Below are 14,437 nucleotides of genomic sequence, written 5' to 3' on the forward strand. Positions count from 1 at the left end.
GATTAACCGGTGCCACGGGCGGTGGAAGCACTGAGATCAAGCAGATGGTCACAGCGGGAAGCCAGCCCGGTATCGTGGGTGGCAAGTACCAGGGCACACCCGGTATCACGTTGCATCGCAAACAGACAGTCGGCCACCTCGTCGGCGGTCTGACGATCAAGGCTGCCAGTGGGCTCATCCGCCAGGATCAGCGCTGGCGACATGGCAAACACCATGGCCAGTGCGGCACGCTGGGCCTGGCCGCCGGAAACCTGGTCCGGATAGCGATCCGCTTCGGCGCCCACCCCGAGACGTTCCAGCCAGCCACGCTCGCCACCGGCCCCACGGCCAGCCAGATTCGCCCGCAGGCGCACATTATCCACCAGTGACAGGGCTGGCATCAGGTTCGCTTCCTGAAACACCACACCGATGGATCGCCTGCGCAGCTCCGCCCACCGTGCGTCGATGTCGTTATTATCAATTCCATCGAACGATTCGCCCATGACCGTGATGCGCCCCTCATCGGGCACCTGCAAACCGCACAGAAGATTCAGCAGGGTGCTCTTGCCCGACCCTGAACGCCCGACAACCGCCAGGGACTCGCCCGGGAAGACGCTCAATGTCAGACCACTGAGCACTGATACCCGCTGCCTACCGCTAGTAAACGCTCTGCTCAACCTTTCGACACTCAGCACCGGACTCGACATCAGACACTCCGCTGGATCGTGGGCTCAGGTTCCTCGCCCCGGCGGTAAGCCCGCCACTCCCGGAACTGCTCAAGGTAGGACAGCAGCGCCGGAATCACCGCCAGCACCAGCAAGGTGGACAATGCAAGGCCAAAGGCAATGGAGGTGGCCATCGGAATCAGGAACTGGGCCTGCAGTGAGGTTTCGAACAGCAGGGGAAGCAGTCCACCGATGGTGGTCAGGGAGGTCAGCAGCACTGCACGCACCCGCTGCACCGCCGCCTCGTTGAGCGCATCGGTAATACCAAGGCCCTTCTGTCGCTGCTGGTTGTAGAAGGCAACCAGGATAATGGCATTGTTTACCACAATGCCGGACAGACCAAACAGCCCGAACAACGAGAGAATGGTCAGCTGCAACCCCATCAACCAGTGGCCGATAAGCGCCCCCACCAGCGCGAAGGGAATAATGGCCATCACGATCACCGGCATGCTCCAGGAAGCGAACACCCAGGCCAGCACCACATACATCAGGCCGAGGCCGATGATCAGGCCGGTTTTCATGTCATCCATGGTTTCTCTCTGGTCGGCGGCCCGCCCCTCGAAGCTGTATCGCAGGTTGTACTGACCGGCCAGTGAGGGCAGCACGTTTTCCTCCAGGCTGGCGATGATCTGGTCTGAGGTACTGATACGGGTATTCAGGGAAGCGGTGACTTCTACCGCCAGCTCTCCTTCAGCATGTCGCAGGGCCTGGAAGCCCTGGCGATGGTCCAGGTTCATGACCTGGGTCAGCGGAACGAAGCGTCCGTCAGGCACCCGCACCGTCAGCCGTGAGAGGGTCTCCATGCTTTCCCGTTGCTCGCGGGGTAACTGCACCCGCACTTCCACTTCATCCCGCCCGTCCTGGTAGATCTGCGCAATACGGCCATCAAAGGCGGCCCGCAACTGACGGCCAAGGTCGTCCGTGGCCAGGCCCAATGCCTCACCATAGGCGCTGACCTGGTAGATGAGCTGTTCCCGCCCCCAGGGCATGTCATCCTCGGTATCCAGCACGCCGGGCAGGGTGCGCAGTGACTCATTGAGAGTTTCCGCAGCCTTCTTGAGGCTTAAGGCATCCTCTCCCGTGAGTCGCACGTTGACATCCCGGCCCGGGGGACCGGACTGGCGCTCGGAAATGGTCAGATTATCGAGGCCGGCTGGCCGGTTCAGTCGATCCCGCCAGGCGGTGATGAATTCAGGGTTGCGAACCGGGCGACGGTCCGAGGGCACCAGCTCCACCATGATGGACCCAAGCTCATCGCCGGTGCGCGTGGTGCCCTCCGCACCCTGGGTAGTGCCATGATTGGCGACAGCGTGCAGGATCAGGTCACCGCCCAGCGCTTTCTCGGTTTCGTTCAGCGCCCGTTGCATCTCAGCGACGAAATCGTCCACCGTTTCCCGGTTGGTACCGGCCACGAAACTGGCATTGGCATAAAGCACAGAAGGCTCCGGGGTAGGAAAGAAATTGAACCCCAACCGGCCGCCGACCAGCAGGCCCACCGTCACCAGGGCCACCGCCAACGCTGAAGCCAGGGTGATACCGCGGTGCTGAAGGGTGTAACGGGACGCTCTGCGGAAGGGGCCTTCGCGGAAGCGGTCAAAGCCTGTTTCAAACCGTTTGCGCAGACGTTCCACCGGCCCTGCCTGTGCCCGTTTGTTCTTACCGGGAGTGAAAGCATGGCGCAGGTGAGCCGGCAGTACGATAAAGCACTCCATTAACGAGGCAATCAACACACAGATCATCACCAGGGGAATATCCCCAAGGATGTTGCCAATCACACCCCCTACCACCAACAGAGGCATGAAAGCGGCCACGGTGGTGAGTGAGGACGCCAGGACCGGCCAGACCATCCGCTTGGCGGCTCCTTCCGAGGCATAGATCGACTCCTCACCCATGCGGGCATGAGCATCGGCGTCCTCCCCCACCACAATGGCATCGTCCACGATGACCCCCAGCGCCATGATCAGCGCAAACAGGGAAATCATGTTAATGGAGCCGCCAATTCCCCAGAGCACTGCCAGTGCCGCCAGAAAGGCGGTCGGTATCCCAATGGCCACCCACATCGCCACACGCCCCGGCAGGAACAGGTAAAGCAGGATAATGACCAGGACCAGACCACCCATACCGTTCTTGATCAGCAGGGAAATACGGTCGTCCAATAGTTGCCAGGTCTCATCGTAGACCTCCAGTTCAACCGAGGGCGGCAGCACGGGCCGGGTATCTGCAAGCCAGCTCTCGAGCACACCTGCGGCATCCAGGGAATTGCCATCCTCCGCTCGCTGGAGCTGCAACTCCACCGCTGGATGGCCATCACGGGTAAGCTTGACCTGGCTTTCCCGGGATTCCTGGCGAATGATGGCGATGTCGCCCAGGCGCAACCGGGTGCGTTCATCACTGAGAACCGGTATGGTTTCGAAGGCCTGTGGGCTGCGGCGCTGCTCAACCGACCGCAGCTCACGGGTGGCATCCTGTTGCCCCATCATGCCGGCGGGCAGGTCACGGGAAACTGACCCCACGCGCTCGGCAATCTGGTCCAGGGACAGGCCCAGGGCTTCCAGGCGTTCGACAGGCACATCAATGCTGATCTGTTGCTCCGGCAACCCCCGGATGGACACCCGGTCAATGCCCCGCGACAGCAGTTCGTCCTCAAACCGGTAAGCCAGCTGACGCAACTCGGAGCGGTCCATGTCGCCGTAGATCAGCAATCGGCCAACCGGTTCGTATCGCTCAAACCGGGTCACCTGCGGCTCTTCCGCCTCCGCCGGCAGGTTGGTGAATTCATCCACCTGCTGCCGCACATCATCCAGTGCCTGGATCGGGTTGGTATTCTCGGTGAACTCCAGGGTGATCGACGATATCCCCTGGGCCGAGGTGGAAGTCATCTTCTTCAGCCCCTGAACACTGCGAAGACGCTGCTCCAGGGGATTGGTGATGCCCTGCTCCACATCCTCCGCGGAAGCGCCGCTCCACACCACCCGTACGCTGACAATATCCAGGGCAAAGTTGGGAAAGAACTGGATGTTCATACGGGTCAGCGCCAGGGTGCCGCCAAGCAGCATCACCAGCATCACCAGGTTGGCAGCTACCCGATGGTGAACAAAAAAACCGATCACCCCCCTGCGGCGCCTCATTCGCCGGCCTCCGGCCCGGTTTCCGCCAGCTCCACCTTCAAACCGCTCATGGCATTGGGCAGATGAGTCGTAATCAGGGCATCCCCCGCTTCCAGGTCCTCAGCCGATACCAGAACCTGGCGCCCACCGTTGGCGTCATTTGCCTCCCCCAGGCGCTTCACCGTGACACGCTGCATGCGGAAGTCATCGGTCATCCGGTACACGCTGTCGCTGCCGTAAAGGGCGCTGTAAGGGATAGCGATGGCGTCTTCTCGTGGAGGTCTTTCCAGAGTGACCGGAAGCAATCCACCCGGGCGCAGGCCACCGGCATCGCCGTCCAGGGTAAGAATTGCTTCAGTGCCTGAAGGATCACTGGTGCCGGCGAAACGGGACAGGATAAAACGGTGCAGGCCGTCTTCGGTCAGTGCCTGCAGATGTTCACCGGCATTCAGGGCATCCAGCAGCTCCTGCCGGAAAACATCCGGAACTCTGGCTCTGAGCTCCAGCCCCTGGTCAGGGTAGACGGAAAGTAGCTGCGCGTTCGGTGACACGCGATCACCCTCCGCCACCCTGATGTCGGTCACGACACCATCGAATGGCGCTGTCACTGTTGCTCTTTCGGCGTCCCGTCGCGCGGAAGCCAGGCTTGCCTGCGCCCCGTCGAGCCGGGCTTCCAGGCTTTGCACGCGGGAGGGGTGTTCGTCCACTGCCCGCTGCCGGGCCGTAACCGTCAGACGGGCGCGCGCCAGGGCATCAGAGGCAGCATCCAGCGCTTCCTGAGAAGACAGGTTGCGACTGACCAGAGACTGAGTTCTCTCAAACTGCCGCCGGGCGTTACTCAGAATGGCCTTCTCTCCCTCTAGCGCCTCCCGGTCGTTCGCATGGCGCACCTGTTCCGCTGCCAACTGGGCCTGGAGATCCTTGACCTCTGCTTCGGCGCGGGTTACCAGCGGCCCGATATCAGCCTCATCCAGAGCGACAAGGAGATCCCCCTCAGTCACACGCTGCCCCTCCCGCACCGGTCGACTCCCGATCCGCCCTGCCAGGGGCGCGGCAATCGTTGTCTGCTCAGGTGCCACAAGCTGGCCATACAGAGACAGCACCGGTGTGTGGACTCCGGGTTCGACGATCATCACCTCAATCAGCCAGCTGCGCTCCTGGGCGCTAACTGCTTCTGGTTCGGGCCGGGTGACCTTGAGCAGAATAAAGCCGGCAACACCGAGTGCGAATATGAGTATGGGAATAATTCGTTTTGACATGGTTCTCTGGCCGCTTGCGGTGTGTCAATCTGGATAGCGTCTGGGTTCTTACTATACAACCCGAACCCGGTTTTGGATCCGGCCAAGGAATGGCGCGTCAATATAACGCATGCCGGATCATTGCAAAAAGACCTACAACTTTAGTCTTAATAGGTATCACTTTCTGTCGAAAACCTGATCTAATTCACACTTCTCTTGTGTTTATCTTGTCTACACATATTACGGCTCGGGCTCAGCCCGTTCATCGCCGACAAAGACCTCACAGCATGGATAGCTATAAAGATTCCCTGAAAGAACTGGCACGGCCTTACCGCAAGGCGGTACTAAAGGCACTGCTGGTGCTGACCATCATTGGCGCCATCCTGTTCTCATCAATGAACCTGCTCAAAGGCAGCTACCCCCTTGCGCTCGTTGAAGTCGCAATGGGCGTCTATTCCATCGTCGTTTACCGGGCAATCCGTCATACCCGGCATCTGGAACGATGGATCATTGCCTACCTGATACCCTTCTTTACCGCCATGATGTTTGCAATGGCCACCCCCCGGGCTACATCCGCTGTACACGCATGGGTGTTGCTGATCCCCATTATCTCCCACCTGCTGATGGGGCGCCGTCTCGGGCTGGCGGTTTCTGTTTTCTACATGGGAGTCGCAGCGGTCATTTTTCTCTACAGGCACCTGGACCAGCCAGAAATGATGCAGGCCCTGCCGATTACCAACATTGCCGTGATTTCTCTCTGCATCCTGGTGTTTTCACATGTTTACGAAGTCACCCGCGAAACGTCCGAGCGCCGACTCATGAAAATGGCACAGACCGACCCGCTTACCGGGCTCGCCAACCGTGCGCGGCTCAGCGATATTTTTGAACGGGAAAAAAACAGGGCGCAACGATACAGCACACCCGTATCTGTCCTGGTCCTGGACCTGGACCACTTCAAGAGCGTTAACGACGACCATGGTCACGAAACCGGCGACCTGGCACTGCAACACGTTGCCCGCATTTTCAGAGAGTGCCTGCGCGCCACTGATCTGCCAGCTCGGCTGGGGGGCGAGGAATTCGGCATCCTGCTTAGCAACACCAATAGCCAGCAGGCTCTGGAAGTGGCTGAAAAAATCCGTCTGGCGGTCGCATCCACTCCACTTGCCATCAACAGCAATGCGGTTCGCCTGACACTCAGCGGTGGCGTGGCTGAACTCGGGATCGACGGTGACACCCTGCGCGACCTGGTCCGCGAAGCAGATACCCGCCTTTACACAGCCAAGGAATCCGGTCGCAACCAGATAGTTCCCGCGCTCTCGGTATCGGCTGCGGCAGCCCGGACCTGATCAGACCCATCGGCAACGGGCAAGAGTATAGTAAAGCAATGGCACCACAACGACCGTAAGCAGGGTGGACATGGCCAGACCAAAGATCAGCGAAATAGCCAGACCGTTGAATATCGGATCGTTCAGTATGAAGTAAGCACCCACCATCGCTGAAATCGCTGTCAGGGCAATGGGTTTTATGCGCACTGCTCCGGCCAGAACCACGGCTCTGTCCAGCTCCATACCCTCATCGATCAGTTGCCGGATAAACACCACCAACAGGATGGAATTGCGCACGATGATGCCCGCGAGGGCAATCATGCCGATCATACTGGTCGCGGTGAATTCACGGCCCAACAGGGCATGGCCGGGCATGATTCCGATCAGCGTCAGCGGGATTGGCGCCATGATAACCAGCGGCAGAATGTAGGAACGGAACTGCGCCACCAGCAGCACGAAAATCATGAATATGCCCACACTGTAGGCCGCGCCCATATCCCGGAAGGTTTCGTAGGTAATCTGCCATTCGCCGTCCCACTTCAGGGTACCTTTTTCCGGCAGCGGTGGCTGGTCAATAAAGTACTGTTCCGGCGCGCCCTCCTGCTGCTTCAGGCGATCCACCATGGCAAACATGCCATAAAGCGGTGAATCAATATCACCGGCCATATCCGCCGTCACATAGGTTACCGGCAGCAGATCCTTGTGGTAGATAGCTCCCATCCAGTCTGCCTCCCGAACCTCGGCAATACTTGCCAGCGGTACAAGATTACCACTACGGCTGCGCACATTAAGGGACAGCAGAACCGATGGCTGGGCCTTGTCGCCCTCGTCCAGTATCACCCGGATGGGGACAGGATACTTGGCGTGGTCATCGTGCAGAAAACTGACGCCGCTGCCACCGAGGGCTGTCTGCAAGGCGCTGACCACCTGTGCCTGGGAAACCCCCAGCCGTGCAGCTCGATCCCGGTCCACGACCACTTCCCATTGCCGGGTTGGAGCTTCCAGGGTGGTATCAATATCCACCAGCCCCTCAACCTCGGCCATGCCCTCGGCCACATTGCGGGCCAGTTCTGCCCGACGGAATTCGTTCACCGCATAGATCTCGGCCACCACGGGCGACAGAACCGGTGGCCCCGGCGGCACTTCCACGATCTTCACGCTGGCACCGTACCTGTCGCCGATTTCCGTCATCGGTGCCCGAAGGGACTGGGCAATGTCGTGGGACTGGCGGTCGCGATTGTCCTCGTGACTCAGATTGATCTGAATATCGCCCTGATAGGGGTCGCCGCGCAGATAATACTGTCGCACCAGTCCGTTGAAGTTGATGGGGGAGGCGGTACCGGCATAGGTCTGCCAGTTGGCCACTTCCTCGACCGTTTCCAGATAGCGGCCCATTTCCATCAGCACCCGCTGGGTCTGTTCCATCGGGGTTCGCTCGGGCATATCCACCACCACCTGCAACTCGGATTTGTTGTCGAACGGCAGCATTTTGAGGATGACAGCCAGGAATACCGGCAATGATGCTGCGGCAATGGTAAGACCAACCACGCCCAGCCCAAGCAGTCGACGTCGCCAGTGGTGATCCCCCAGAAAAGGACTCAGTACCGTCTGGAAAATACGCAGCGACAATGGGCTGACACCGTCTGCGGAACTGGAGGCTTCATCCGCTTCTGCGGCCATCTCTCCTTTCTTGTGCTTGAGTAACCGGAACGCCAGCCAGGGCGCCACTACGAAGGCCACAATCTGGGACAGCACCATACCCGCAGAGGCATTGATCGGAATCGGACTCATGTACGGGCCCATCAGGCCACTGACAAACGCCATGGGAATCAGCGCCGCCATGATGGTCAGGCTCGCCATGATGGTAGGCGTGCCCACTTCGTCTACCGCCAGTGGAATGATGTCTTTCACCGGCAACCGGGAGTTGCGGATCCGCCGGTTGATGTTCTCGGTGATCACGATGCCGTCATCCACCAGTATGCCGATGGAGAAAATCAGCGCGAACAGTGAGACCCGGTTGAGGGTAAAACCCCAGGCCCAGGAAAACACCAGGGTCAGCAGCAGGGTAATCAGGACAGCGAGCCCCACTATCAGGGCCTGGCGCCAGCCCATGGCGGCAAGCACCAGCAACACCACGCACAGGGTGGCGGAGATCAGGTCGGTAATCAGCTTGCGGGCTTTCTGGGAGGCCGTAACACCATAGTCACGGGTGACCAGAACCTCTATGCCCTCTGGTAATGCGCGATTGCGCAACTGCTCCAGTCGCTCTTCAATCGCTGTGGTGATATTGACGGCGTTTTCACCGGGCTTTTTGGCGATCGCCAGGGTGACTGCAGGATAAACGTCACCGGGCTGACCCGCTGTCCCGTCTTCCTGGGCAGGCCCGAAACCGGTCATAACGCTCTGGTCAGGCACGGTACCACCCCGACTGATGTCGGCGACATCCTCCAGGTAAACCGCCGCACCATTATGCATGCCCACCACCAAGCGGCGGACGTCGCCGACCGACTCCAGCAGGGTGCCGGCCTGAACCGGAATAGAAAGATTATCCCGGGTCACCCGGGCCTCCTGGCTGCTGGCATTGGCAGCGGCCAGGGCGTGACGAATATCCTCAACGGTGAGATTGAAGCCTGCCAGCAACGCAGGATCAAAGCGGATATCGACCCGGTCCGGGATGCCACCGGTGGTGTAGATGTCCCGGGTGCCCGGAACCCGCTTGAGGGCGACTTCCAGCATATGGGCAAGACGGGTAAGTTCTTCACCGGTGTGCCCATTAACCGGATCATAGAGCGTCAGAGTCATGACAGGCACATCGTCAATCCCCTTGGGTTTGATCAACGGCTGGGTTGCGCCCAGGTTGGCTGGCAGCCAGTCCTGATTCGAATAGACCTGGTTATAAAGCCGGACCAGCGCCTCCTGTCGTGGAATACCCACTTCGAACTGGACCGTGATGACCGCCTGCCCCTGCCTTGATACCGAATAGACATGCTCCACGCCCTTGATTTCGCTCATCACCTGCTCGGCCGGCGTGGCTATGGCGCTTTCCACCTCGCGGGTACTGGCGCCGGGAAACGCCACCATGATGTCGGCCATGGTGACGTCAATCTGGGGCTCTTCTTCTTTCGGAGTAACGACCACCGCCAGAACACCGAGAATAATCGCCAGAATGCCAAGCAGGGGCGTCAGATGGTTGTTCTGGAAAACACGGGCGATGGCGCCAGACGGGCCGACAGGCGGTAGGTCCCGGCTCACGGATTCGCCTCCCCGCCTGACTCAATAACAGGATTCAGTCGGTCGCTGCCGACCAGCTCCGAAGGGTTGTTAACCACCCGCTCACCCTCACTGAGTCCGGCGAGGATCTCAAGCCGGCCGTTGTCCCGAATCCCTGTGCGCACCTGACGCAGCCGGGGCCGATCCTGATCATCAAGCACAAACACCGCCCTCAGTTCGCTGCGATGAATCAGGCTGCTCACAGGCACCCAGAGAGCCTCACGGCTGGCCACCGGAACGCCGACTTTCACAAGCATGCCGGGAAACAGGGACCCGTTAGGCTCACTCAGGCGCATCCGTAGCCGAAAGGTATGGGTTTGTGGATCGGCGTAGGGGTAGAACGTCATTTCACCGGTTTCCAGCACCCGGCCGTCTGTGAGGGTAACCATCGCCTGGCGCTCGGTGCGCGCCAGTTCTGCGTACTTCTGTGGCAGGTCGACCACAACCCTGAGCTGCTCCAGGGACAGCCCGCTGAGCAGAGGCTGACCGGGGTTTACAGACTCACCCACTTCCACATGGCGTTCGGTAAGAATGCCGCCGTAGGGCGCCACCACCCGGGTGTAGGACAACTGCTCCTGTGCTTCGGAAACCGCACCTCTGGCGCGCTCCACTCTTGCCTGGGCGGCAGCAAGATTGTTGCGGGCCTGGTCAAACTCCTGGCGGGAAACCAGCCCCCGCTCGTGAACCGCCTCGATGCGCTCAAATCGTTGCCGCGCATCCGAGAGCACGGCTTCCGCCTCTTCCAGCCCCGCCTCGGCCTGACGTAACCGGGAGCGTTGCTCACTATCCTCGAGCTGGACAATCAGGTCACCGGCGGCCACCGAGTCGTCAACGTCAAATGGCAGTCTTTGCACCGTACCGCTTGTCTGGGCCGAGACGGTGCTTTGCTGAACGGCTTCAATGACGCCATCCAGATGAACGGTTTCGTGGAATGAGCTTCTCTCGACTCGTTCAAAGACGAGTTCCGCGGCAGCCAAAGCAGGCATCAGGAGCAACAGGGTGACAAAAAGGCGACCGGGATGACGCATGCCGACCTCGCAGAAAGGTTATAAGAATATTCCATTCGTTAATCGAAGTTTAACAGGGAGCCATTGATCTTACATTGAGTAAGGACAAAAAAACCCCGGGTGGAGGAGTTGGTTCCACCCGGGGCAGAATGTCACCCGCCGGCTATGAGCAGCGGGTAACCGCCATAATCATGATTTACCAACGTGCCGTGAGGGCTGCACGAACGGTACGGCCAGGCTCGTTGACCTTGAAGAACTCCTCGCCCAAAGCATCGGACTTACTCACGTGGGGCGCCCAGGTCTTATCGAACACATTGTCCAGGGCCCAGGTAAAACTCAGGTTCGCCATCACAGGGTGGGTCCCGGACAGGTTGAATACGCCGTAGCCAGGAGAAGTCCCGGGGTCAAGGTCTGACTCTTCATCAATACGATCCTGTCGCCGCGCCACTTGCCACTCGGCTGCCAGGGAGTGCCCCTGATGAGTCCACGCCAGAGTCTGAATAAACTGAACCGGTGGAATTCGGGGCAGAGGCTTGTCGGCATCGCGGTTCTCACCACGCACAGACGCCAGCTTGCTGCTGGTGCTCCAGGGGCCATTACCCCAGCCCAACTCACCCTCTACGCCAAACAGCCGCGCACTGATATTGGTGTAGCGATCCTGCGAACGCAGCACGTAGTCATCCACCTGATCCATCCATAGGGCCGGACGCCAGCTCCAGTTGCCTTCGCGACCGGAGACACTGATCTGCAGTTTGTTGTGCTTTTCTGTATCCAGACCCGGATTACCAACCCATTCATCCTTCTTGTTGACGTAGCGTTCCGTCACACCCGGGCTGCGAACACTGTGGCTTGCCAGAACATCCAGGCTTCTGCCCGGAGCATAACGCCACTCGCTGCTTATGAAGCCACTGAAGTTATCGTCCACGGCCTCGGTATTGGTGGTCTGATACTCACTTTCATACCGGTCCAACGCACTGGCCCCGCCCATTGCGGAAAGATGGGCCCTGGCTGCATCCATTTCCACCCGGTCGTATCGGATACCACCACCCAGTTGCAGGCCTGGCTGGATACGGGTGAACTGCTCAAAAAACACACCTGTGCGATCCCGCTTAACGTCGGGCCACAGGTATGACACCACAATACCCTTGCCCACATTGTTCAGTGTCGCATCCCAGTCATTGGTCTCGTGATCAACGCCAAAGGCCCAGTCGGTCCGATCACTCGCCCGCTGATCCAGAGTCAGCCGGACACCCTGGGTACGTGTTTCAGAGGCCGTCAGCATTTTCATGGGCATCCCCATCTTCACCGGCGGCTCGCGAAGGCTGAAGTTGTCCATTACATGATCAACATCCGCCTGCCAGGTCATCAGGTTCCAGTCACCATCAGCAACCGGCCCACCCAATTCCAGGCGATACAGATCCGTGTCGGTTTTCGGCGCATCCATACCCCGGCCCGGAAAACTGACATCCCGCTCTTCCTGCCGGCTGGTCATGCCCCTGATATACAATCCATTATCCGCAGTCCAGGCGGCATCCAGACGACCTTCGGTATTTTCGTAGGAGCTGCGAATTTCCCTGCCATCGCCGTCTTCGTAATCGTCGGCCTGGTCATGGCCGCCAGCCATGCGTATGTATGCGTTCCTGTCACCTGCAGCCACGCTGCCATTGACCAGCCGGCCGTCACCATTATCGGAGCCGCCCAGAGTCAGGTGTCCAGTTGTGCGGTTGTCATCAGCAAAGGAAGGCGCCGCTGTGGTCGACACGATCTGGCCGCCGGCGACTGGTCCCCAGCGCAGGGTGTGGTTACCGGTGCGAACGTCGAGCACGGGAGCCAGTGCCGTGCTCAGACGACTGGTCGGAGGATCCATTCGGCTCGGACAGGCCCCCTCAACGCGCATACCATCGAGCAAAACATCCACCCTCTCTTCACTCTGGCCACGGATCACCGGTTCCAGGCCCCGTCCTCCCATACGGGACAGCGATACCGAGGCGCTGGAAGACAAACGCTCAACCGGTTCAGACTGAACCGCCGCCTCGGACAGCCGGGCCGCCTCAGCTGACTGGCCTTCAGTCACCCGGATCAGCAAAGCGCCGTCTTCTGTGTCACTCTGCCCATAGGCAAGGGAGGTGGCGGCACAACCAGCCAGAGCCAGGCTGATACAACGTGCCAGAGGGTTCTTTATCATGGGGGTGGATCCTTGCTACTGCATTCATCGTTGGGGGTCAGAAACACTGGTGAGAATTGTATGGTGCGGAACCCAGTCTGGCTTGAGACACAATGCCGCACCCACTTGGAGGTAGGCCACACGAGAGCCCTGGCGGCCCGAAGAACTCCCTTGCCAAAATACGCACCTCTGTGGTGCAATCATGGCCCTTTTTTCTTGCTCGCCGTTTTTTTGCGGCATTCAATACGCTTATCCCAAGGGCCAGACTGGCATGACTGTAAAACTCGATGAAAAACTGGAACCGATCTTCCAGGACGTGCTCCACCGCAACCCCGGTGAAAGTGAATTCCATCAGGCCGTCCATGAGGTTCTGGAAACCCTGGGCCCCGTTCTCGTGAAATACCCCGAGTTCGCCGACAAAAAAATCATCCAGCGCATCTGTGAGCCCGAGCGCCAGATTATTTTCCGGGTGCCCTGGCAGGATGACAGTGGCGAGATCCACATCAACCGCGCCTTCCGGGTTGAGTTCAACAGCGCTTTGGGGCCCTACAAGGGCGGCATGCGGTTCCATCCGTCGGTGTACCTGGGCATCATCAAGTTCCTGGGCTTCGAGCAGATTTTTAAAAACGCCCTGACCGGACTGCCTATCGGTGGCGGCAAGGGCGGTAGTGACTTTGACCCGAAAGGTCGGTCCGACGACGAAATCATGCGTTTCTGCCAGAGTCTCATGACTGAGCTGTATCGCCATCTGGGCGAATACACCGACGTTCCGGCGGGCGACATCGGCGTGGGCGGCCGCGAGATCGGCTATCTCTTCGGTCAGTACAAGCGCATCACCAACCGTTACGAGTCCGGCGTGCTGACAGGCAAGGGGCTAGAGTGGGGCGGCAGCCGTGCCCGTACAGAAGCCACCGGTTACGGCACCGTATTCTTCACCCATGAAATGCTCAAAGCCCGGGGCGATTCCCTGGATGGTAAAACCGTGGTGGTTTCCGGCTCTGGCAACGTGGCCATCTACGCCATAGAAAAGGCCCACGAACTGGGCGCCAAAGTCATTGCCTGTTCCGACTCCAGCGGCATCATCGTGCACGAGAAAGGTCTCGACCTGCAGACCCTCAGACGCATCAAAGAAGTGGAGCGTCGCCGCATCAGTGCCTACACTGAGTTCCACAAAGACGCGAAATACGTGGAGGGCGGCAATATCTGGAACGTGCCCTGTGACGTGGCCCTGCCCTGCGCAACCCAGAACGAGCTCAACGGCAAAGACGCCAGGACTCTGGTCGAGAATGGCTGCATTGCAGTGGCAGAAGGCGCCAACATGCCCACCACGCCGGAAGGCATCGATATCTTCCAGAATGCCCGACTCGCCTATGGCCCGGGTAAGGCTGCCAACGCCGGCGGTGTCGCAACCTCTGCCCTGGAGATGCAACAGAATGCCAGCCGCGACTCCTGGAGCTTTGACTACACCCAGAAGCGCCTTGAGGAAATCATGATCGAGATCCACAAGAACTGTCATGAAACCGCCGCCGAGTTTGGTGCGGAAGGCAACTATGTGCTGGGTGCCAACATCAATGGTTTCCTGCGTGTTGCCAGGGCCATGAACGCCATGGGCGTCATCTGAT

The 14,437-nt window shown here is 59.6% G+C and carries 8 protein-coding genes; 2 read left to right on the forward strand and 6 right to left on the reverse strand.

What is annotated here, in order from left to right; all coding sequences use genetic code 11:
- Positions 1 to 2: 2 nt before the first annotated feature.
- Genes QPM17_RS12145 through QPM17_RS12155 form a run of 3 tightly spaced genes read right to left on the reverse strand, consistent with a single transcriptional unit; the run spans position 3 to position 5,070 of the window.
- On the reverse strand, positions 3 to 686 hold the full coding sequence (locus QPM17_RS12145) for an ABC transporter ATP-binding protein (protein WP_285391022.1): 684 nt from the start codon (positions 684 to 686) through the stop codon (positions 3 to 5).
- Positions 686 to 3,832, reverse strand: a complete 3,147-nt coding sequence (locus QPM17_RS12150; RefSeq protein WP_285391023.1) for an efflux RND transporter permease subunit — start codon at positions 3,830 to 3,832, stop codon at positions 686 to 688. Before QPM17_RS12150 ends, QPM17_RS12145 begins: the two co-directional genes overlap by 1 nt.
- A complete protein-coding gene (locus tag QPM17_RS12155; RefSeq protein ID WP_285391024.1) occupies positions 3,829 to 5,070 on the reverse strand; it encodes an efflux RND transporter periplasmic adaptor subunit in 1,242 nt (413 codons plus the stop codon). Before QPM17_RS12155 ends, QPM17_RS12150 begins: the two co-directional genes overlap by 4 nt.
- 266 nt (positions 5,071 to 5,336) lie before the next feature.
- On the opposite strand from QPM17_RS12155, the gene QPM17_RS12160 reads away from it, so the two are divergent.
- Entirely contained in the window at positions 5,337 to 6,395 is a 1,059-nt protein-coding gene (locus QPM17_RS12160) for a GGDEF domain-containing protein (protein WP_285391025.1), read from the forward strand.
- On the opposite strand, the gene QPM17_RS12165 is transcribed toward QPM17_RS12160, so the two are convergent.
- The 3 genes from QPM17_RS12165 to QPM17_RS12175 all read right to left on the reverse strand — a co-directional run bounded on the left by QPM17_RS12165 (position 6,396) and on the right by QPM17_RS12175 (position 12,836).
- Complete coding sequence (locus tag QPM17_RS12165) at positions 6,396 to 9,626, reverse strand: efflux RND transporter permease subunit (protein ID WP_285391026.1); 3,231 nt, start codon at positions 9,624 to 9,626, stop codon at positions 6,396 to 6,398.
- Positions 9,623 to 10,672 (reverse strand): efflux RND transporter periplasmic adaptor subunit, encoded by a 1,050-nt coding sequence (locus QPM17_RS12170; RefSeq protein WP_285391027.1) that lies wholly within the window; start codon positions 10,670 to 10,672, stop codon positions 9,623 to 9,625. The genes QPM17_RS12165 and QPM17_RS12170 overlap by 4 nt, the downstream gene beginning before the upstream one ends.
- Before the next feature lie 175 nt (positions 10,673 to 10,847).
- The gene (locus QPM17_RS12175) at positions 10,848 to 12,836 is read right to left on the reverse strand and encodes a TonB-dependent receptor domain-containing protein (protein WP_285391028.1); all 1,989 of its coding nucleotides are present in this window, start codon (positions 12,834 to 12,836) and stop codon (positions 10,848 to 10,850) included.
- Positions 12,837 to 13,086: 250 nt separating this feature from the next.
- Here QPM17_RS12175 and gdhA point away from each other — a divergent pair, with 250 nt between their 5' ends.
- Complete coding sequence (gene gdhA, locus QPM17_RS12180; RefSeq protein WP_285391029.1) at positions 13,087 to 14,436, forward strand: NADP-specific glutamate dehydrogenase; 1,350 nt, start codon at positions 13,087 to 13,089, stop codon at positions 14,434 to 14,436.
- Position 14,437: the final 1 nt, after the last annotated feature.

Source organism: Marinobacter azerbaijanicus (assembly GCF_030250645.1).
Taxonomy (GTDB): domain Bacteria; phylum Pseudomonadota; class Gammaproteobacteria; order Pseudomonadales; family Oleiphilaceae; genus Marinobacter; species Marinobacter azerbaijanicus.

Excerpts from the sequence above, each read along its gene's own strand:
- QPM17_RS12145 (WP_285391022.1), bottom strand. The coding sequence starts at position 686 with ATGTCGAGTCCGGTGCTGAGTGTCGAAAGGTTGAGCAGAGCGTTTACT.
- QPM17_RS12150 (WP_285391023.1), bottom strand. The coding sequence starts at position 3,832 with ATGAGGCGCCGCAGGGGGGTGATCGGTTTTTTTGTTCACCATCGGGTA.
- QPM17_RS12155 (WP_285391024.1), bottom strand. The coding sequence starts at position 5,070 with ATGTCAAAACGAATTATTCCCATACTCATATTCGCACTCGGTGTTGCC.
- QPM17_RS12160 (WP_285391025.1), top strand. The coding sequence starts at position 5,337 with ATGGATAGCTATAAAGATTCCCTGAAAGAACTGGCACGGCCTTACCGC.
- QPM17_RS12170 (WP_285391027.1), bottom strand. The coding sequence starts at position 10,672 with ATGCGTCATCCCGGTCGCCTTTTTGTCACCCTGTTGCTCCTGATGCCT.
- QPM17_RS12175 (WP_285391028.1), bottom strand. The coding sequence starts at position 12,836 with ATGATAAAGAACCCTCTGGCACGTTGTATCAGCCTGGCTCTGGCTGGT.
- gdhA (WP_285391029.1), top strand. The coding sequence starts at position 13,087 with ATGACTGTAAAACTCGATGAAAAACTGGAACCGATCTTCCAGGACGTG.